At 61.0% G+C, this 17335-nt stretch carries 17 protein-coding genes; 2 read left to right on the plus strand and 15 right to left on the minus strand.

The genetic code is table 11. The features are described from left to right. Positions 1-110 precede the first annotated feature (110 nt). Positions 111-2714, plus strand: coding sequence for an ATP-binding protein (locus WFK59_RS07860; protein WP_336755516.1), 2604 nt, complete (start codon positions 111-113; stop codon positions 2712-2714). Here WFK59_RS07860 and phnE (WFK59_RS07865) read toward each other — a convergent pair. From phnE (WFK59_RS07865) to WFK59_RS07935, 15 genes are all read right to left on the minus strand, one after another. Continuing rightward, positions 2668-3552, minus strand: a complete 885-nt coding sequence (phnE, locus tag WFK59_RS07865) for a phosphonate ABC transporter, permease protein PhnE (protein ID WP_233987782.1) — start codon at positions 3550-3552, stop codon at positions 2668-2670. The two genes, WFK59_RS07860 and phnE (WFK59_RS07865), sit on opposite strands and share 47 nt — an antisense overlap. Further along, entirely contained in the window at positions 3549-4409 is an 861-nt protein-coding gene (gene phnE / locus WFK59_RS07870; protein WP_233987781.1) for a phosphonate ABC transporter, permease protein PhnE, read from the minus strand. Before phnE (WFK59_RS07870) ends, phnE (WFK59_RS07865) begins: the two co-directional genes overlap by 4 nt. A gap of 99 nt (positions 4410-4508) precedes the next feature. Continuing rightward, positions 4509-5435, minus strand: a complete 927-nt coding sequence (gene phnD / locus WFK59_RS07875; protein ID WP_233987780.1) for a phosphonate ABC transporter substrate-binding protein — start codon at positions 5433-5435, stop codon at positions 4509-4511. A gap of 26 nt (positions 5436-5461) precedes the next feature. After that, on the minus strand, positions 5462-6292 hold the full coding sequence (gene phnC / locus WFK59_RS07880) for a phosphonate ABC transporter ATP-binding protein (RefSeq protein ID WP_233987779.1): 831 nt from the start codon (positions 6290-6292) through the stop codon (positions 5462-5464). Between the two features lie 79 nt (positions 6293-6371). Continuing rightward, positions 6372-7142: a phosphonate metabolism protein PhnP gene (gene phnP / locus WFK59_RS07885; RefSeq protein ID WP_336755517.1), complete on the minus strand. Its 771-nt coding sequence runs from the start codon at positions 7140-7142 to the stop codon at positions 6372-6374. Next, on the minus strand, positions 7139-7675 hold the full coding sequence (phnN, locus tag WFK59_RS07890) for a ribose 1,5-bisphosphokinase (RefSeq protein WP_233987777.1): 537 nt from the start codon (positions 7673-7675) through the stop codon (positions 7139-7141). The genes phnP and phnN overlap by 4 nt, the downstream gene beginning before the upstream one ends. Then, positions 7675-8811, minus strand: coding sequence for an alpha-D-ribose 1-methylphosphonate 5-triphosphate diphosphatase (gene phnM, locus WFK59_RS07895; RefSeq protein ID WP_233987776.1), 1137 nt, complete (start codon positions 8809-8811; stop codon positions 7675-7677). The genes phnN and phnM overlap by 1 nt, the downstream gene beginning before the upstream one ends. Further along, the gene (phnL, locus tag WFK59_RS07900) at positions 8808-9521 is read right to left on the minus strand and encodes a phosphonate C-P lyase system protein PhnL (protein ID WP_233987775.1); all 714 of its coding nucleotides are present in this window, start codon (positions 9519-9521) and stop codon (positions 8808-8810) included. Before phnL ends, phnM begins: the two co-directional genes overlap by 4 nt. After that, a complete protein-coding gene (phnK, locus tag WFK59_RS07905; protein ID WP_094121880.1) occupies positions 9522-10283 on the minus strand; it encodes a phosphonate C-P lyase system protein PhnK in 762 nt (253 codons plus the stop codon). Next, the gene (locus WFK59_RS07910; protein WP_336755518.1) at positions 10273-11121 is read right to left on the minus strand and encodes an alpha-D-ribose 1-methylphosphonate 5-phosphate C-P-lyase PhnJ; all 849 of its coding nucleotides are present in this window, start codon (positions 11119-11121) and stop codon (positions 10273-10275) included. Before WFK59_RS07910 ends, phnK begins: the two co-directional genes overlap by 11 nt. Next, complete coding sequence (locus WFK59_RS07915) at positions 11114-12190, minus strand: carbon-phosphorus lyase complex subunit PhnI (RefSeq protein ID WP_336755519.1); 1077 nt, start codon at positions 12188-12190, stop codon at positions 11114-11116. The genes WFK59_RS07910 and WFK59_RS07915 overlap by 8 nt, the downstream gene beginning before the upstream one ends. Beyond that, on the minus strand, positions 12190-12765 hold the full coding sequence (gene phnH, locus WFK59_RS07920) for a phosphonate C-P lyase system protein PhnH (protein ID WP_031377906.1): 576 nt from the start codon (positions 12763-12765) through the stop codon (positions 12190-12192). Before phnH ends, WFK59_RS07915 begins: the two co-directional genes overlap by 1 nt. Further along, entirely contained in the window at positions 12765-13211 is a 447-nt protein-coding gene (gene phnG / locus WFK59_RS07925; protein ID WP_094121883.1) for a phosphonate C-P lyase system protein PhnG, read from the minus strand. The genes phnH and phnG overlap by 1 nt, the downstream gene beginning before the upstream one ends. Next, the gene (phnF, locus tag WFK59_RS07930) at positions 13211-13924 is read right to left on the minus strand and encodes a phosphonate metabolism transcriptional regulator PhnF (RefSeq protein WP_233987772.1); all 714 of its coding nucleotides are present in this window, start codon (positions 13922-13924) and stop codon (positions 13211-13213) included. Before phnF ends, phnG begins: the two co-directional genes overlap by 1 nt. 265 nt (positions 13925-14189) lie before the next feature. Next, positions 14190-14816 carry a DUF2268 domain-containing putative Zn-dependent protease gene (locus WFK59_RS07935; protein ID WP_336755520.1) on the minus strand — a complete coding sequence of 209 codons (627 nt, stop codon included), beginning with the start codon at positions 14814-14816 and terminating at the stop codon, positions 14190-14192. Positions 14817-15133: 317 nt separating this feature from the next. Between WFK59_RS07935 and WFK59_RS07940 the strand changes: the two genes are divergently transcribed. Continuing rightward, positions 15134-17323, plus strand: coding sequence for a putative bifunctional diguanylate cyclase/phosphodiesterase (locus WFK59_RS07940; protein WP_336755521.1), 2190 nt, complete (start codon positions 15134-15136; stop codon positions 17321-17323). The last annotated feature ends 12 nt before the right edge of the window (positions 17324-17335 follow it).

Raw genomic sequence — 17335 nt, forward strand, 5'->3', positions numbered from 1 at the left:
ACCAACGCCAGATAAACGGAAAATGTCAGCGCCCGTTCATATTTGTCATAAACGCCCGGCTGCACGCTCCTATACTCGGCCCATCGTTGCAGTGAGGATGAGGTCGTGGGATGCAGCGCAGTTATCCGTGGCAGGCCGGGGCGCGAGGCCGCCTGTTGCTGTTCAATCTGCTGGTGGTGCTGGTCACGCTGATGGTGAGCGTGGTGGCGATCTTCGGCTTTCGTCATGCTGGCGCGATTCAGGAACAGGCGCAGGCGCAGACGCTGGCGGACATGAACGGCAGCCTGGCGCTGGCGCGCGATACCGCCAATGTGGCGACGGCGGCGGTGCGGTTGTCGCAGGTGGTCGGGGCGCTGGAGTACCAGAGTGAATCACAACGTCTGAAACAGAATCAGCAGGCGCTGCAGCACTCGCTAACGCTGCTGGCCAGTGCGCCACTGGCGGCGCGCCAGCCGGAACGTATTGCCCGCATCCGCGCCCGTAGCCTGATGCTGGAGCAGACCATCAACCAGTTATTGCTGACCGGCCATCAGCGTCACCTGCAACGCAACAACATGCTCAGCGACCTGTGGCAGGCGCAGCTATTGCTCAGCCATATTGACCAGCTGGTGCAACGTCAACGGCAGAGCCAGCCGGACGCCGCGCTGCGTCAGCAGACCGAGCGGCTGATCGGGATCGCCATCCGTACCCCGTCGCCCGTGGCGGTGATCGACCAGTTACAGCAGGTGATGACGCAGTGGCGTGCGGTGCCGTTGCAGGGCGTGACCAGCGTAAAAGTGCAGCGCCTGCTGGCGACCCAGCAGCGATTGCTGCCGCTGGCCGATGCGCTGGAACAGAGCGATCTGGCGATTGCCTATGCCACCTATCGCATCAAAGCGCTGGTAGCGATGCTGAATGAGGATATCAGTGCCTCGGTGCAGCAGGTGGCGCTACAGAGCGAGGCGCGGACCCTGGCGACCCACCGCGAGCTGGACTCAATCATCGGGTTTATTGCGCTGTTTGCGCTGCTGGCGCTGGCGATCACCGGTTACGCCGGTATCTATATCTATCGCAATCTCGGTTCAAGCCTGACGGCGATAGCCGGGGCGATGACCCGGCTGGCGCAGGGTGAACAGGACGTCAGCGTGCCGGGGCTGCAGCGGCGGGATGAGCTGGGCGAGCTGGCACGGGCATTTAACGTCTTCGCCCGTAACACCGCCTCACTGGCCCATACCTCGCGGCTGCTGAAAGAGAAGAGCAATCAGCTCGAATCAACCTTTCTGGCGATGCGCGACGGCTTTGCGCTGTTTGATAACGACGGTCAGCTGGTGGTGTGGAATGCGCAGTATGCCGAGCTGCTCGGTATCCCGTCGCGTGAACTGCATCGCGGCGTTCACTGGCAGCAGCTACTGGCGCCGCTGGCGGTGGATCTGCACGATCCCGGTGAACCGCAGGAGATCCGGCTGGCCGATGGCCGCACGCTGGAGCTGCGCTTCAGCCCGATTCCCCGGCGCGGCATGGTCAATACCGTGCTGGACCGGACCTCGCGTAAAACGCTGGAGGAGGCGCTGCAGCATAGCCAGAAGATGAAAGCGGTCGGTCAGCTGACCGGCGGGCTGGCACATGACTTCAACAATCTGCTGGCGGTGATCATCGGCAGCCTGGCGCTGACCGAAGGCCAGCTGACGCCCGGCCCGCTCGCCAGCCGGATTGAGCGGGCGCGCCAGGCGGCCGATCGCGCCGCCCAGCTGACCCAGCGCTTACTCGCCTTCTCACGTAAACAGGCGCTGTTTCCGCGCGCGGTGTCGGTGGTGACGCTGGTGGATAATCTGCAGGGGCTGTTGCAGCACTCGCTGCTGCCCGGTCAGCAACTGGTGATTGATGCGCAGCGTCCCGGCTGGCCCGCCTGGATCGATGCCAGCCAGCTGGAAAACGCCTTAATGAATCTGGTGGTCAACGCCCGGGATGCCATGCAGCAGCAGAGCGGCGAAATCCGCATCCGTATCTGGAATCAGCGGCGGCTGGAGCAGGATGAAAAACGTGACCGGGTCACAATTGAGGTGATTGACCACGGTTGCGGCATGTCGGCAGCGGTGCGCGAGCAGGTTTTTGAGCCGTTCTTTACCACCAAAGCCACCGGCAGCGGCAGCGGGCTGGGGTTGTCGATGGTCTATGGCTTCGTGCGTCAGTCCGGTGGTCAGATTGAACTGGAAACCGCGCCGGGCCAGGGGACCACGGTGCGGCTGCTGTTGCCGCGCGCCCCTGAGATGGCGGCCACCGCCCCGCTCCCGCCGGCCCAGCCGACGCCGCCCGACGCGGCCAACGATCGGCTGGTGCTGGTGCTGGATGATGAACCGGCGGTGCGCCAGACGCTGTGTGAGCATCTGCATCAGTTGGGTTATCTGACGCTGGAGTGCGGCGACGGTGAACAGGCGCTGGCGCTGCTGCGTCAGACGCCCGATATCGATCTGCTGATTAGCGATCTGATGCTGCCCGGCGAGATTAACGGTGCGGAAGTGATCCGCCAGGCGCAGCAGAACTGGCCGCAGCTGGCGACGCTGCTCATCAGTGGTCAGGATTTGCGTCACCAGCCGGTCACGTTACCGCTGTGCGAACGGCTGGCGAAGCCCTGGCAGCAGGCGCAACTGGTGCAGGCACTGCAACGTGCCTGGCAGCGCAGCGAACGGCTTAATCACGCCCGGCAGGCTGCCACAGCGGCACCGGTTTCCCGCTGATGTAGCGCTTGCGCAGGCGGCTGGAGAGCACATCCATCACCATGACCACCACCACCAGGATCAGCGTCAGGAACATCACCACGTCCCAGTTCCACAGCCGCATGTTCTCGGCGTAGACCAGCCCGACGCCACCGGCACCGACAAAGCCCAGCACTGCCGCCGATCGGGTATTGGATTCAATCTGATAGAGGCTGAGCGCCAGGAACTGCGGGAACGACTGGGTGAAGATGCCAAAACGGTGTTTCTGCAGGCTGTTCGCGCCAACCGCCCCCAGGCCGCGACTCGGCGAGCGCTCGACCGCTTCGTGGCCTTCGGCATAGAGTTTGCCCAGTAATCCGACATCCTGCAGGATAATCGCCAGTACCCCGGCCAGTGGCCCCATACCGACCGCCCGGACGAAGATCAGCCCCCAGATTGCCATGTCGATACCGCGCAGCAGGTCAAACAGCCGCCGCATCAGAAAGGCCACCGGTCGGGTCGCCCGGCTGTGCATCACGTTGCGCGCCGCCAGAAACGACAGCGGCAGCGCCAGCAGCGTGGCGGTCAGGGTGCCGGCAAACACAATGCCTAAGGTGATCCCGACCTGCGAGAAGTAATAGCCAAACGGCCAGTTGGCAAAATCCTGCCAGACAAACATCCGCAGAAAGTAACGCCCCAGTTGCTGACAGCCGTTCAGCAGGCGGGACACCTCAATGCCATAGACCGAAAAGAAGAACAGATAGTAGAGCAGCACCGCCAGCGCCAGCAGGCCGAGGCGACGCAGGTAACGCGGTTGCGCAGCAAACAGTTCGCGGTGCTGCGCTTTAAGATGAGTGATGTCCGGTACCACGCTGATCATGCGGTTTCTCCCACAACGCGACGGCGCAACTGGCCGGATAGCGTATCGAGCAGTGACACCACAATCAGGATCAGCAGCAGGGTGATGCTCACCTGGTCGTAGCGATCCAGTTTGATATTGGTCATCAGCTCCTGGCCGATGCCGCCCGCGCCCACCAGTCCAAGGATGGTTGAGGAGCGGAAATTAATCTCCAGCCGCATAAAGCTGTAAGAGAGAAAGATCGGTTTCACCTGCGGCCAGAAGGCGAAGCGCATCCGCTGCAGGGTGGTGGCGCCACAGGCCGCCAGGCCGCGCACCGGCTTGTCAGACGCCGATTCAATCGCCTCGTAAAACAGTTTGGTCAGGCTACCGACGGTATGCAGCGCCAGCGCCAGAAAGCCAGGGATCGCGCCGATGCCAAACGCCATCACAAACATCACCGCCCACGCCAGCTCCGGCATGGTACGCAGAAAGGCGACAAAGGCGCGAATCGCCAGTCGCAGGCTGGCGGGCGTACGGGTATTGTCGGCGGCAAAAAAGGCCAGCACCGCCGCCAGCGCTACCGCCAGCAGCGTCGCGGCCAGCGCCAGCTGCAGGGTTTCCCAGATCAGCGGCAGCTGGATCGGCAGGCGGTAGCCCCAGTAAGCCAGCGAGCCACTGGTTTTGCCGTCGGCAAACAGCAGCGGCAGATGCAGCACCGGCATGATTTCCCGCAGGTAGTCAAAGAAGTGCGGCAGCGACTGCCAGACGGTGAGCAGATTAAATTCCGCCACGTTGCCCGCCGCCAGATAGAGTGCGACCAGCAGCAGTGACCAGAGCAGCGTGTCGCGTTTCTGCTGGCGGCGGATGCGTTGGTAATAACGTTCGAATTCGGTCAAGGGGGGATCTCCGGGGCTGAAGCATCAGGACGCAGACGGACCTGCCGCGTCCCGCCTTCCCCGGACAGCCGGGGAAGGCAAGGTAGCCGTCACCGGGCGTTAGCCGCGGCTGCCTTTCATCAGGTCGCGCTTCATATCAATGATGTTCTGATAGTCAGCGACGGTGGCAGGGCCAATATGCTGCTCACCGCCAACCGCTTTGACGAAACAGGCGTGATCGTCTTTATCCAGCTTTTTAATCGCCGCCACCACTTTGGCTTTAAAATCCGCGGGCAGTTTGTTGCTGACCAGTACCGGACCGTTGGGGATCAGTGGCGACTGCCAGATAATGCGGATCTGCTTCATCAGATCCGGGTGGTCCATGCGGATCAGACGGCCAAACGCGCCGGAGGTATAGCCGCTGTTGTAATCGCCGACCAGCGAGGTCCAGGTCACCGCGCCGTCGAACTGGTTGTTCAGCACGCCGAGAATGTCCTGCTCATGGCCGCCGGAGAAGGTCACGCTGGAGAACGTGTTGTTGTACTTGTCGTCCACCGAGCCGCCAAATTCTTTCTTAAACGTCTGGTTCGGCATCAGGAAGCCGGAGGTCGAATCGGGATCGGCCATACCAAAGGATTTACCCTTCAGGTCTTCCAGTTTTTTATACGGGCTGTCCGCTTTAACGATCACCACCGAGTGATAGCCGCGTGACTGATCCTTGTCATCCACCACAATGCCGACCACATCGACCGCTTTCGGGTCCTGCAGGTAGACCGAAGCAAACGAGGCGGGTGACATGCTCAGCACCATATCGATTTTGCCGCCCAGCAGCCCCTGAATCACTCCGGAGTAGTCAGAGGCGTTACGCATCTGCGTATCCACACCCAGCTCTTTATCAAAGAAGGTTTTCACACACTGGTTATCACCAATCTGCTGGGTGGCGTTCTGTCCGCCCAGAATGCCGAGATTAAGTTGTTTCGGCGCATCCGCTGCGTTAACACCAAAAGCCATTACACCCGTCAGTAGCGCTAAAGAAGTCAGTTTCATTCGAGGTTGTTCTCTTGCCGTGGAAGTTAGTGGATCTGATTAAGTTCATCGCCGTACAGCTGGTGCAGCAGGCCGTCGGTAAGCTGCGACGGATGGCCATCGAACAGCACCACTCCACGCTGAATGCCGATCACCCGGGTGCAGTATTGCTTTACCAGTTCGATAGAGTGCAGGTTCACCATGACGCTGATGCCCTGCTCGCTCACCTGACGCAGCACGTCCATGATGCGTTTGGTATTTTTCGGATCGAGTGACGCCACCGGCTCATCGGCCAGCAGGATTTTCGGGTTCTGCATCAGCGCCCGGCAGATCGCCACGCGCTGCATCTGACCGCCCGACAGGTTTTCTGCCCGCTGCAGCGCCTGCGGCAGCATGTTCATCCACTGCAGCAGTTCAATGGCGTGAGCGCGGTCATGGTCGGAAAAGACTTTAAAGAAGGATTTCAGCGTGCTGGTCTGGCTCAGGCGACCCAGCAATACGTTGGTCAGCACATCCAGGCGCGGGACCAGACAGAAGTCCTGAAAGATCATGCCGCACTGGCTACGCCATTCACGCAGCTGGCGGCTGCTGAGCGCTACCACGTTGCGGTCCGCTTCGCCCTGATGCAGGCTGATAATTGCGCCGGAGCTGGCGGCAATGGTGCCGTTGAGCATATGCAGCAGGGTCGATTTCCCGGCCCCGGAGCGGCCAATTACCGCCACCAGTTCCCCGGCGTGCAGGTCAAAACTGACCTTATCCAGCACGGTGCTGTCGCCGTACGCTTTGCTCAGACTCTGCACCGACAACACTTTTTGTCCGCCGAGCGTGGCCGGTGGCAGGTCGTTATCGACCACCGTTTTCAGAAGTGCCTGTGCCATGTTGTTCTCCGTCGTCGCTGATTACGTTCTGCCGGTTATTAAGGCGTTGCGCCATGAAGGCGGGATGACAGCCAGATGATCAAACTGTGACAGGCCAGCCGGCACCGCATGACAGGATCAGACCATCGCGCGCGGGCTGAATCGCCTCGGGCAGCGGGTGATCGGCTAACCAGTTGTCCATCTCATGACTGAGGTGCGTTAACCAGGCCTGACGCGGCTGAAGCCGGTCGATGATCGCCAGCGCCAGATTAAGATCGTTGTGATTACGCGGGGCAGCCTGCGGCGGATCGTTGCAGTCGATCACCAGCTGATCGAGCGGCTGACCGCGCAGGAAATCTTCGGTGTCGGGCGGCAGGCCGCAGGTGTCACACAGCCAGGCCAGCCGGCTCCCCTGCCAGTCGAACAGGTAGCCGTGAGTCAGCCGTGAATGCTGTAGCGGCAGCGGCGTGACCTGCAGTTCACCAAAAGAGTGGGCGACAAACGGGGTTAAGGCGGGCCGGAAATCGAGCAGGCCAGGATGTTTAAACAGATCGTCACAGCCGCGCGTGTCGGGCGGCCCCCACACCGGAACAGACGCACCCTTGCCCCAGCGCAGCGCAAACAGGCCCTGTACGTGGTCCATGTGGTAATGCGTCAGCAGAATGCGGGTCAGCTCGCCAGGCCTGAACCGTGAAACCAGCAGCGGCAGACCGGCGTCGAGCAGAATCCGCTCGCTGCCCGCCTCAATCAGCGCACTGCAGGGCGCGCGATGATAACGCGAGTCCTGCTGCGCCCGCTGACAGGCGCGGCAGTCGCAGCCAAACAGCGGCGCGGCGGTGACGCCACCGGTGCCGAGAAAGGTCAGTTTCATTGATGCGCCTCCAGCAGCTGACGCAGTTGCCGGACCGTGCGGTCCAGCGCCCCGTCATTGTTGAGCAGCAGACAGCCGTCCGGCTGCGGCTGGGCGGCACGCGCCAGTCGCCGGGCGATCTCAGCCTCATCCTCCCGTCCGCGCTGGCGCAGCCGCGCCGCCAGTACCGACGGCGTCACCTGCAGACAGAGCGGCAGCAGCTGTGGTCCGAACCGCGCCTGTGCCTGCGCCAGATGCAGCCGCGAACCGTTGACCACTACGTTCTGACCGCGCTGCAGCCAGGCCTCAACTTCCGTGCCGATGCCGTAGTGAAAGCCGTGCGCCTGCCAGCTGACCGCGAACAGCCCCAGCGCGGCGCGGCGGGCGAACTCCGCCTCGCTCAGCGCCACATGGTTTTCGCCACCGGCATCGGCGGCGCGGGTGATGTAGCGATGGGCGATCAGCAGGCGGGCTGGCGGTGCCTCACGCAGCGCATTCAGCAGGCTATCCTTGCCCGATCCGGACGGCCCGATTAACCAGATAAGGCGCGTCATTAATAGACCTGCCGGCCTTTGCTCCAGACGTGCCGGACATGCGGATGACCGTGCGCGGTGTGCGCCAGCACCAGATCGGCACGGCAGCCTTCCGCAATCACCCCGCGATCCTCCAGCCCCAGCGCCCGCGCCGGATTACAGGTCACCAGTGCAATCGCCTGCGCCGTACCAAGGCTGTTGCGCTCATCTGCCGCCAGCTGGAATGCCGCATCCAGCAGGCTGGCCGGATAGTAATCAGACGACAGGATATTCAGCAAGCCGTGTGAGGCCAGCTCCCAGGCGGCGACGTTACCGGAGTGCGAGCCGCCGCGCACGATGTTTGGCGCGCCCATCAGCACCTGCATATTGCGATAGCGTGAAGCGCGAGCCGCCTCCAGCGTGGTCGGAAATTCAGCGATACGGCTGCCCGCCGCATGAGACTCCTCAACGTGCGCCGCGGTGGCGTCGTCGTGGCTGGCGATGGCGATACCATGCTCGCGGCACAGCGCGGCAATCGCCTGACGGTTAGGCTGCGACCACTCTGCCGCCAGGGTGAGCTGGTCATGCTCAAACCGATCCATCTCAGCGTCATTCAGCTGATATTTGCCCTGATAGTATTCGCGATATTTTTCCAGTGACGCGTACTGACGCTGGCCGGGTGAGTGATCCATCAGCGAGACCAGCGCCAGCTCCGGCGTCCCCATCAGCGCTTCAAACAGCGGCACGGTGGTCGGATGCGGCAACTCACAGCGCAGGTGCAGCAGATGTTCGGCCCGGTTCAGCCCTTTACGGTTACTGTCGCGGATTGCGTTGATCATCTTGCTGAGGTTCTCCAGCCGGTGCCCGCCGTCGCGCACGTCACCGACGCCAATCGCGTCCAGCACGGTGGTAATACCGCTGGAGACCATCAGCGCATCGTGGCTGCTCATCGCCGAGTGGGCGGGCCAGTCCACTTTAGGCCGTGGCGTAAAAAACTTGTCGAGGTTATCGGTGTGCAGCTCCACCAGCCCCGGCAGCAGCCAGGCGCCCTCACCGTCCAGCGCGCCCGGCTGCTGGCTGGCGGTTTCGCTGAAGCTGCTGATGCGATCGTCACGGAACTCCAGCGATCCGGCGACCACCTCGTTTTCCAGCACCAGTCGGACGTTATTAATGATCATGCTTGTGCTCCTGTGGCGATCGGCTGCATCAGGTGCAGCCGATCGGCTACCCGGTCGCGCACCGCTTCATCGTGGAAAATGCCGACAATAGCGGCACCGCGGGCGCGCGCCTGTTCAATCAGTCCGACCACCGCATCCCGGTTTACGCTGTCGAGTGAGGCGGTGGGTTCATCCAGCAGCAGCACCGGATAGTCGGCGATAAAGCCGCGCGCGATGTTGACCCGCTGCTGCTCACCGCCGGAAAAGGTCGACGGCGCCAGCGACCAGAGACGCTCCGGCACGTTAAGCCGGCTCAGCAGCTCACGGGCGCGCTTTTCACAGAAGGCACGCTCGACGCCGCGCTCCAGCAGCGGCTGCATCACAATCTCCAGCGTCGGCACCCGCGGGATCACCCGCAGAAACTGGCTGACCCAGCCGAGCGTGTCGCGGCGGATGGCGATGATCTGCCGCGCCGTCGCCTGCGCCATATCGATCGATTCGCCCTGATGCTGCAGCCGGATATGCCCGCTGTTGGGCTGGTAGTTGCCGTACAGGGCGCGCAGCAGAGTCGATTTACCGCTGCCGGAATGGCCGTGCAGCACCACACATTCCCCCTGATTCACCGTCAGGCTGGCGTTCTCTAATACCGGCAGCGCAGCACCGTTCTGGTTATGCAGCACAAAGGTTTTGCACAGATTCTCAACCTGCAACATAGGTGTGTGAGTCATCATTTAATTGAGCACCGAAGAGACCAGCAATTGCGTGTAAGGATGATGGGGATCGTCGAGCACCCGGTCGGTTAATCCGCTCTCCACCACCCGCCCCTGCTTCATCACCAGCAGGCGGTGCGCCAGCAGTCGCGCGACCCCGAGATCGTGGGTGACAATCACCACCGCCAGATTGAGTTCCCGCACCAGAGTGCGCAGCAGATCCAGCAGCCGCGCCTGTACCGACACATCCAGCCCGCCAGTAGGCTCATCCATAAACATCAGGCGCGGCTGGGTCACCAGATTGCGGGCAATCTGCAGGCGCTGCTGCATCCCGCCGGAAAAGGTGGTGGGCAGATCGTCGATACGGTTGGCGGCGATCTCTACCGCCTGCAGCCAGCGGCTGGCTTCGGCGCGGATGTCACCATAGTGGCGCTCGCCGACCGCCATCAGCCGTTCGCCGATATTGCCGCCGGCGCTGACCTGCGGCCGCAATCCGTCAAGCGGATGCTGATGCACCACGCCCCATTCGGTGCGCAGCAGGCGGCGGCGATCGCTTTCGCTCATCTGATAGAGATCGCGTCCCTGATAATGAATGCTGCCCTGCTGCGGCGTCAGACGTGCCGACAGGCTGTGCAGCAGTGTGGTTTTGCCGGAGCCGGACTCGCCGACGATGCCCAGCACTTCCCCCGGATAGAGGTCAAAACTGACCTGTTCAAAGCCTTTTCCCGGCGCATAAAGATGGGTGAGCTGGCTGACCGCAAGCAGCGGCTGATCACTGTGCATGTTGCTGTTCCTGCTGCTGATGGCAAAAGTCGGTGTCGGAGCAGACAAACATCCGCGTTCCCTGATCGTCCATCACCACCTCGTCGAGGTAGCTGTGGCGCGAACCGCACAGCGCACAGGGTTCATCCCACTGCTGAACGGTGAACGGATGGTCATCGAAGTCGAGGCTTTCCACTTTGGTATAGGGCGGTAAGGCGTAGATGCGCTTTTCGCGTCCGGCACCAAACAGTTGCAGCGCCGGCATCATGTTCATCTTGGGATTGTCGAATTTGGGGATCGGCGACGGGTCCATCACATAGCGATCGTTGACCTTCACCGGATAGGCGTAGGTGGTGGCGATGTGGCCGTAACGGGCAATATCTTCATACAGTTTGACCTGCATGACGCCGTACTCCTCCAGCGCGTGCATGGTGCGGGTCTCGGTCTCGCGCGGCTCAATAAAGCGCAGCGGTTCCGGGATCGGCACCTGGAAGATCAGAATCTGATCCTCTTCCAGCGGCGTTTCCGGAATGCGATGCCGGGTCTGGATTAGCGTGGCATCGGCGGTGCGTTCGGTGGTCGCTGCGCCGCTGACGCGCTGAAAGAAGCGACGAATTGAGACCGCATTGGTGGTGTCATCCGCACCCTGATCGATCACCTTCAGCACATCCTGATCGCCAATCACGCTGGCGGTGATCTGAATGCCGCCGGTGCCCCAGCCGTAAGGCATCGGCATTTCCCGTCCGGCAAACGGTACCTGATAGCCAGGGATCGCCACCGCTTTCAGGATGGCGCGACGGATGGTGCGTTTGGTCTGCTCATCCAGATAGCCGTTGTTATAACCGCTGAGTTCAGCCATGGTTGCGCTCCTGATGATCCTGTCGCAGGCGTTTCAGCAGTTCCAGTTCCGCCTGGAAATCGACGTAGTGCGGCAGTTTAAGATGGGAGACGAAGCCCGCGGCTTCGACGTTATCGGCGTGCGACAGCACAAACTCTTCATCCTGCGCCGGGCTGGTGATGCGTTCCTGCTGCTCACGGCTCTGCAGCGCCCGGTCAACCAGCGCCATCGACATCGCCTTGCGTTCGGCGCGGCCAAACACCAGGCCGTAGCCACGGGTAAAATGAGGCGCACTTTCATCGCTGTGGGCGAAGCCGTTAACCATTTCGCACTCGGTCAGCAGCAGTTCGCCAATCTCCAGCTCAAAGCCCAGCTCTTCCGGGCAGATAGTGACGCTGAGATAGCCGGTACGAATTTCACCGGCGAACGGATGGGTGCGGCCATAGCCGCGCTGGGTCGAGTAGCCGAGCGCCAGCAGAAAACCTTCATCGCCGCGTACCAGCTGCTGCAGACGTGCAGCGCGCGAGGCGGGAAAACTCATCGGCTCGCGAGTGATATCGACGGGTTCGCTGCCGTCATCCTCTTCACGCACCGCCAGCCCTTCGTCGCTCATCATGCTGAACATGTGCGGACAGGCCGTATCCAGCGCGCGATCGTCTCGTGGCGATGCCGGCGTTTCACCGTTGGCCAGCAGAGTAAAGTCGAGCAGACGGTGGCTGTAATCATAGGTCGGTCCCAGCACCTGGCCGCCCGGCAGATCTTTGTAGACCGCCGAGATACGCCGCTCGATACGCATTGATGCCGTCGCCAGCGGCTGGCTCTCGGCCAGGCGTGGCAGCGTGGTGCGATAGGCGCGCAGCAGGAAGATGGCCTCTACCAGGTCGCCGCTGGCCTGTTTAATCGCCAGCGCTGCCAGTTCAGGATCGTAGATCCCGCCTTCGGTCATCACCCGATCGACCGCCAGACCGAGTTGCTGAGCCACCTGATCGCAACCCAGCTCGGCGACATGCCGATCGCCGCGCCGCAGATCGGCCTGTAGCTGATGGGCGTTAGCAATTGCCTTTTCGCCCCCTTTCACCGCAACGTACATCAGCACACCTCCACAAGCGTGGTGCGCGGCACCGCCATCATCGCTTCGCCACAGGTAAAAATCAGATCGACGCCCTGCGGGAACGGATGTGGCCGGCTGCGCAAATAGGCCAGCACGCTTTCCGGCAATTGTGGCGCAATGGCGCGGGTTTCACGCAGGCCCGGTCCGGAGAGACGCAGCGTGAGACCGCCATTCAGCGACGGGACTTCAATAATCAGGGTGGTGCTCTTTTCCGGGGCCAGATTGTCACCGGCGGCAAAGTGGGCCGGATCGGGATGCGAGCTGGCATGACTGAGCGCGAAAGGCGCATCCTGCTGCGCGGTAATCGGCGCGCCGGTGTGGAAACGCAGGTTATTGCGCAGCTGTTCGTTGTCGATCTGCGCATCCAGCCATACCGGACTTTCCTGATCGACCAGCGTCAGTAACAGCGCGGTGGCGGCGGGCGACAGTGCACCCCAGCCCTGTTGCAGCGGCAGCGACACCATCACGCCCGGCTCGCTCATCGCTTTGAGGATGCGGCGGAATGCGCGCTGTGCATCCGCCACCGGATGGTTAAAACTTGCCAGTAAAGTCATCAGTTGTCTCCGCGTACCAGCGTAAAGAAATCCACTTTGCTGCTGGCGATTTCACGCGCGCGCAGCTGACGCTGCTCGTCACGCCATGCCGCCAGCGGGGTAATAATCTTCTCTTCTAACAACGCCCGGGTTTCCGGCTGCTGTAACAGGGCATCGATTAAGGCGCAGCGCTCGGCGTGGGCTTTATCACGTCCCAGCAGGTAGCTGTAACCCAGGGTGCCGTCGCTGAGCTGAACCACTGCGCGCGTCACCGTCGCATCGCCCATCACAAAGCGTTTACCGGTCGCGCCCATGCGCGCCTGCAGCCGGGTCAGGCCGATCTCTGCCGGACGGATCAGGGTGAAAACCGGCTGGAGGTTTAGCGCCTGCCAGTGCGCGTTAAGCTGTGCCGCGCTGCTGTGTGCCAGCACCGAAAGCCAGCGCTGGCGGGCCGTTTGCTGTTCCATTAGTGCTCCAGAGTCAGTTCAATCATGTCGCCACGCGTCAGGCTGACCGAGTATTCAGCCATTGCACCGTCGCGGGTTTTGTTCAGGGTACGCACGCAGAGCAGCGGCGAATGCAGCGCGATTTCCAGCTGCTTGCACTCTTTCGCCTGCGCCCGTCGGGTACTGATGCGGGTCTGGGTACGCACCAGCTGTTTGCCGGTGTGCTTGTCGAGGTAATCGTGCAGCGAACCGCTGTTAAAATGCTGCAACTGCGGCCACCAGCTGAGATCGGCGAGGAAGTGGTTGATGACACACAGCGGTACACCGTTAGCACGCCGCAGCGTGCGCAGGTGGATCACGTTATCGCCCTCGTTGACGCCCAGCGCGCTGGCAACGTCGTTGCTGGCGGGACGCAACACCGCCAGCAGCCGCTCGCTGGTCGGGTGACTGCCCTGCTCCATCAGGTTCTGGCTAAAGCGCGCCTGAGCGTGCAGCGGATAGTCGTAAGGCCGCATCAGCACCAGGATGCCGACGCCATGACGGCGTTGCAGCAGCCCTTTGTTCACCAGTTCATCTACCGCCCGGCGTAAGGTGTGGCGGTTAACTTCATAGTGATCGGCCAGCTGTTGTTCGGAAGGAAGATAGTCGCCACAGCGGTAGCGTTGCTGAAGCGCCTGTTCGAGTTGTGCAGCGACGGCCTGATAGACAGTGGTCGGATGTCTGGATAACTCCATCACGATGAAATCCTCACGGGTTACAGAGTGGGGACGCAGCGAAAGTCACTGCGGGATGGCATTACCTTGACCGGATCAGATGACAGAACCGTGACGGGGGAGTGAAGGAGAGGTGAATTTGGCTGTTAGCAGTGATCAGAATACCCTGTTCATAGAACAGACAGAAGGAGACGGCTGCCGGGTCGAATGGTCAGCAGGGAAGCGTGGACGATTCCCTTTTCTGCTCATGCAGAATCATGACGCTGCACAAGGCAGCCGTTGCAGTTCAGATAAATGGCCGGAATTTCTCTGCCTCTATGTTTGCCAGCATTGAAGCCTTCAGACTGGGAAAGTTTGTCAGGTACTTTCTGACAAGGTTGAACCCTGCGGTATATCCCACCCATTTCGGTAGATCCCTCGCCCCAAAAAACCATGCGTTATGGTCATAATCAGTGTGATGCCAGCTTTCACTGAGTTGCAGCGTGAAGGGCTGAACGGTGTCTGGGCTGAGGCTTTCCCAGGGCTCAGGCTTACCTTTAAAAAGCTCCAGAGAAAAATGACCAGCAAGCCCTTCAGAGACAATCGCTTCACCTAAAGTAGAGCCGTATCCCGGTCCGGCCCACCTCGCGGCATGATGTAGTTCATGAGCAAACATGCGTTCAAGCGAATGAGCATCATTTTTACAAAACAGGGCATTCTCATGATCGACGGTTATATAAATGATGCCGGGCTCAGGACAATATCCCAGATGCCCTTTCTCAGGAATGACATATGATCCGGCTTTTACAACAACATCCACAGAAGGGAGCGGCATAAAGCTATTAGCCAGCTGGTATGTCGCGTTCAGACAGCTTTGCAACCATTGAGCGTGAGCGGTTAGTTTGTTCTGCGCATTCAAAAGGTGAAGAGTCATTTGAGGCATTCTGTTTTCACTCAACAGCGTTAAGATATCCTGACCTTAACATACACAACTTTATGTCTGGATATCATTCTGGCACCATCAACATGCGCTTCTGCTGCAACCACGTCACCTCAAAACCTATCAACCATTAGCCTGACTGGATTAATCTCCTGTTGTCACCCCTTCATTCTTGCCGCACCAGCTCTTGCCTCCTCACCTTCACCACAAAAATCCCCATCCGCTTCACTGACTCTGAAGGTTTGTGTGAAAGTCCCGTTACCGTCTGCTAGCTTTTAAGCTGTACTCCTGCTTTTGAGAAAAACTAAAAAATGATTAACAGCCTTAAACTTTCTGGCGATTTCCGCCGCAGTTTCCTGCGTGAAGTGCTGGTGCCGCTGGTGGCGATTCTGCTGCTGACCTTTGGCGGCGCGGGCACGGCGCTGTTCATTGGCACCTCGCTGACCAACGTGGAGGCGCGGCAACAGCAACAGCGGATGATTGAAGCCTCGTTCACCCAGAGTCTGAACGAACATCTGCGCCAGTTGCGCAGTCTGTCACGCTGGCGGCCGCTTGAGCAGCGGCTGCTGGATGACGGTGCCGCCTCAGGCTGGCTGGATGAGAACATTGGCAACTGGCTGTTTGAGATGTTTGGCCATCAGCTGATCCTGGTGCTGGATCAGCAAAACCAGATCGTCAGGCTATGGCGTGACGGCCAACCGGTCGCGCCACGGCAGGCAGCCACGCTGGTCAACGACATCCTGAAAAATCCGCTGGTGCAGGAGAGTTCGCGCGAGGACAAAGCTGATTACGCCCGCTTAGCCGGTCGCACCACCGCGCTGGCGGTCGGCAATATTCAGCGTGACAGTGACGCCCAGCCACGCTTCCGGCTGGTCAGCCTGAAGTTCCTCGACGATGGCTATCTGACCAGCCTGGCCGAACGCAATCAGCTACAGGGACTCCATTTCTCCAACGGTAGCCCGCAGCCCGGCACCGGGGCGCGTTATCTGCTGATTGCGCAGTCTGGTGAGGCGGTCGGCTACCTCAACTGGGTGCCGTCACGCCCCGGCGCGCAGATGCTGCGCACTATCGGCCCGTCAACCGGCCTGGCGGTGCTGGCGATCTCCCTGCTCTGCCTGTATATGGTGCGCCGTCTCTGGACCTCGTCGATCAATCTGTCGCAGTCGATGCTGAAGCTCGGTGCCTCTGAGGCGCAGGCGCAGCATCTGGCGTTTCACGATGTGCTGACCGGGCTGCCCAATCGTGCGCTGGTCGAAGATCGTCTGACTCAGGCACTGGCGCTGGCGACGCGCCACGATCAGCGGGTGGCGCTGCTGCTGATCGATCTCGACCGCTTCAAAGCAATCAATGATACCTACGGTCATCACGCCGGCGACGAACTGATCGTTGCGGTGGCACAGCGTCTGAGCCGGATGGTGCGGGCAAGCGATACCGTTGGCCGGATCGGCGGCGACGAGTTTATCGTGGTGATGCCAGAAGTGGAGACGCTCTCTCAGGCTCAGGGTCTGGCGCAGCGCATCATCGACCAGCTCAGCCAGCCCTTTACGCTGTTTGGCAGTGAAGTCTGGAGCGGTGCCAGTATCGGCCTGGCGCTGGCACCTAAAGATGGCGTTGATCGGCTGGAGTTAATGCGCAAAGCGGACATTGCGCTGTATGAAGCCAAAAGTGGCGGACGCGGCAAATATCGCCAGTTCGAACGGGCGATGGATGAGTCAGTGCGCACCCGGCAAACCATCGCCGCCGATCTGCGCACTGCGCTGCAAAACCGTGAGGGCCTGGAAGTCTGGTATCAGCCGCTGATGGACATTGGCGGTCAGCAGATGGTTGGTGTCGAGGCGCTGCTGCGCTGGCATCATCCGATCCGTGGCCTGGTAGTGCCGGGTGAATTTATTGCGATTGCGGAAGAGACCGGGCTGATTATTCCGCTGGGTGAATGGGTGCTGACGGAAGCCTGTGCCACCCAGCAGCGTTTTCCCGACCTGATGGTGGCGGTCAACGTCTCACCGGTGCAGTTTCGCGCCACCGGCTTTGTAGAGCGGATGACTGACATTGTGCGGCAGCACGGCGGCGATCCGACGCGAATTGAACTGGAGATTACCGAAGGCGTATTGATCGACGATGAGCATGAAGCCCGCGCCATCATTGTTGCGCTGCGCGACGCTGGCTTCCGGATAGCGCTGGACGATTTTGGTACCGGCTACTCCAGCCTCAACTATCTCAGCCACTTCCCGGTCGATAAGATCAAAATTGACCGCTCATTTACCCAGTCGCTGGGCGTAGCGGATAACTCGGTGGCGATTATTGAATCGGTGGTGAAGCTGGGCCACGCGATGGGCCTGATGGTGACCGCCGAAGGCGTCGAGACGCCAGGCCAGATGACGGCGCTGGCGGATGCCGGGTGTAACCAGCTGCAGGGTTATCTGTTCAGTCATGCGGTTCCGGTCGATCAGCTTGCCAGCCTGATTGAGGCCAGCCCGCCGCGTGAGGCACGGCAGAGCTGAACGGCGGCAGAC

Source organism: Pantoea sp. USHLN298 (genome assembly GCF_037149395.1).
Taxonomy (GTDB): Bacteria; Pseudomonadota; Gammaproteobacteria; order Enterobacterales; family Enterobacteriaceae; genus Pantoea; species Pantoea astica.

Coding starts and splice junctions, on each gene's coding strand:
- WFK59_RS07860 (WP_336755516.1), top strand. CDS start 111: ATGCAGCGCAGTTATCCGTGGCAGGCCGGGGCGCGAGGCCGCCTGTTG.
- phnE (WP_233987782.1), bottom strand. CDS start 3,552: ATGATCAGCGTGGTACCGGACATCACTCATCTTAAAGCGCAGCACCGC.
- phnD (WP_233987780.1), bottom strand. CDS start 5,435: ATGAAACTGACTTCTTTAGCGCTACTGACGGGTGTAATGGCTTTTGGT.
- phnC (WP_233987779.1), bottom strand. CDS start 6,292: ATGGCACAGGCACTTCTGAAAACGGTGGTCGATAACGACCTGCCACCG.
- phnP (WP_336755517.1), bottom strand. CDS start 7,142: ATGAAACTGACCTTTCTCGGCACCGGTGGCGTCACCGCCGCGCCGCTG.
- phnN (WP_233987777.1), bottom strand. CDS start 7,675: ATGACGCGCCTTATCTGGTTAATCGGGCCGTCCGGATCGGGCAAGGAT.
- phnM (WP_233987776.1), bottom strand. CDS start 8,811: ATGATCATTAATAACGTCCGACTGGTGCTGGAAAACGAGGTGGTCGCC.
- phnL (WP_233987775.1), bottom strand. CDS start 9,521: ATGATGACTCACACACCTATGTTGCAGGTTGAGAATCTGTGCAAAACC.
- phnK (WP_094121880.1), bottom strand. CDS start 10,283: ATGCACAGTGATCAGCCGCTGCTTGCGGTCAGCCAGCTCACCCATCTT.
- WFK59_RS07910 (WP_336755518.1), bottom strand. CDS start 11,121: ATGGCTGAACTCAGCGGTTATAACAACGGCTATCTGGATGAGCAGACC.
- WFK59_RS07915 (WP_336755519.1), bottom strand. CDS start 12,190: ATGTACGTTGCGGTGAAAGGGGGCGAAAAGGCAATTGCTAACGCCCAT.
- phnH (WP_031377906.1), bottom strand. CDS start 12,765: ATGACTTTACTGGCAAGTTTTAACCATCCGGTGGCGGATGCACAGCGC.
- phnG (WP_094121883.1), bottom strand. CDS start 13,211: ATGGAACAGCAAACGGCCCGCCAGCGCTGGCTTTCGGTGCTGGCACAC.
- phnF (WP_233987772.1), bottom strand. CDS start 13,924: ATGGAGTTATCCAGACATCCGACCACTGTCTATCAGGCCGTCGCTGCA.
- WFK59_RS07935 (WP_336755520.1), bottom strand. CDS start 14,816: ATGACTCTTCACCTTTTGAATGCGCAGAACAAACTAACCGCTCACGCT.
- WFK59_RS07940 (WP_336755521.1), top strand. CDS start 15,134: ATGATTAACAGCCTTAAACTTTCTGGCGATTTCCGCCGCAGTTTCCTG.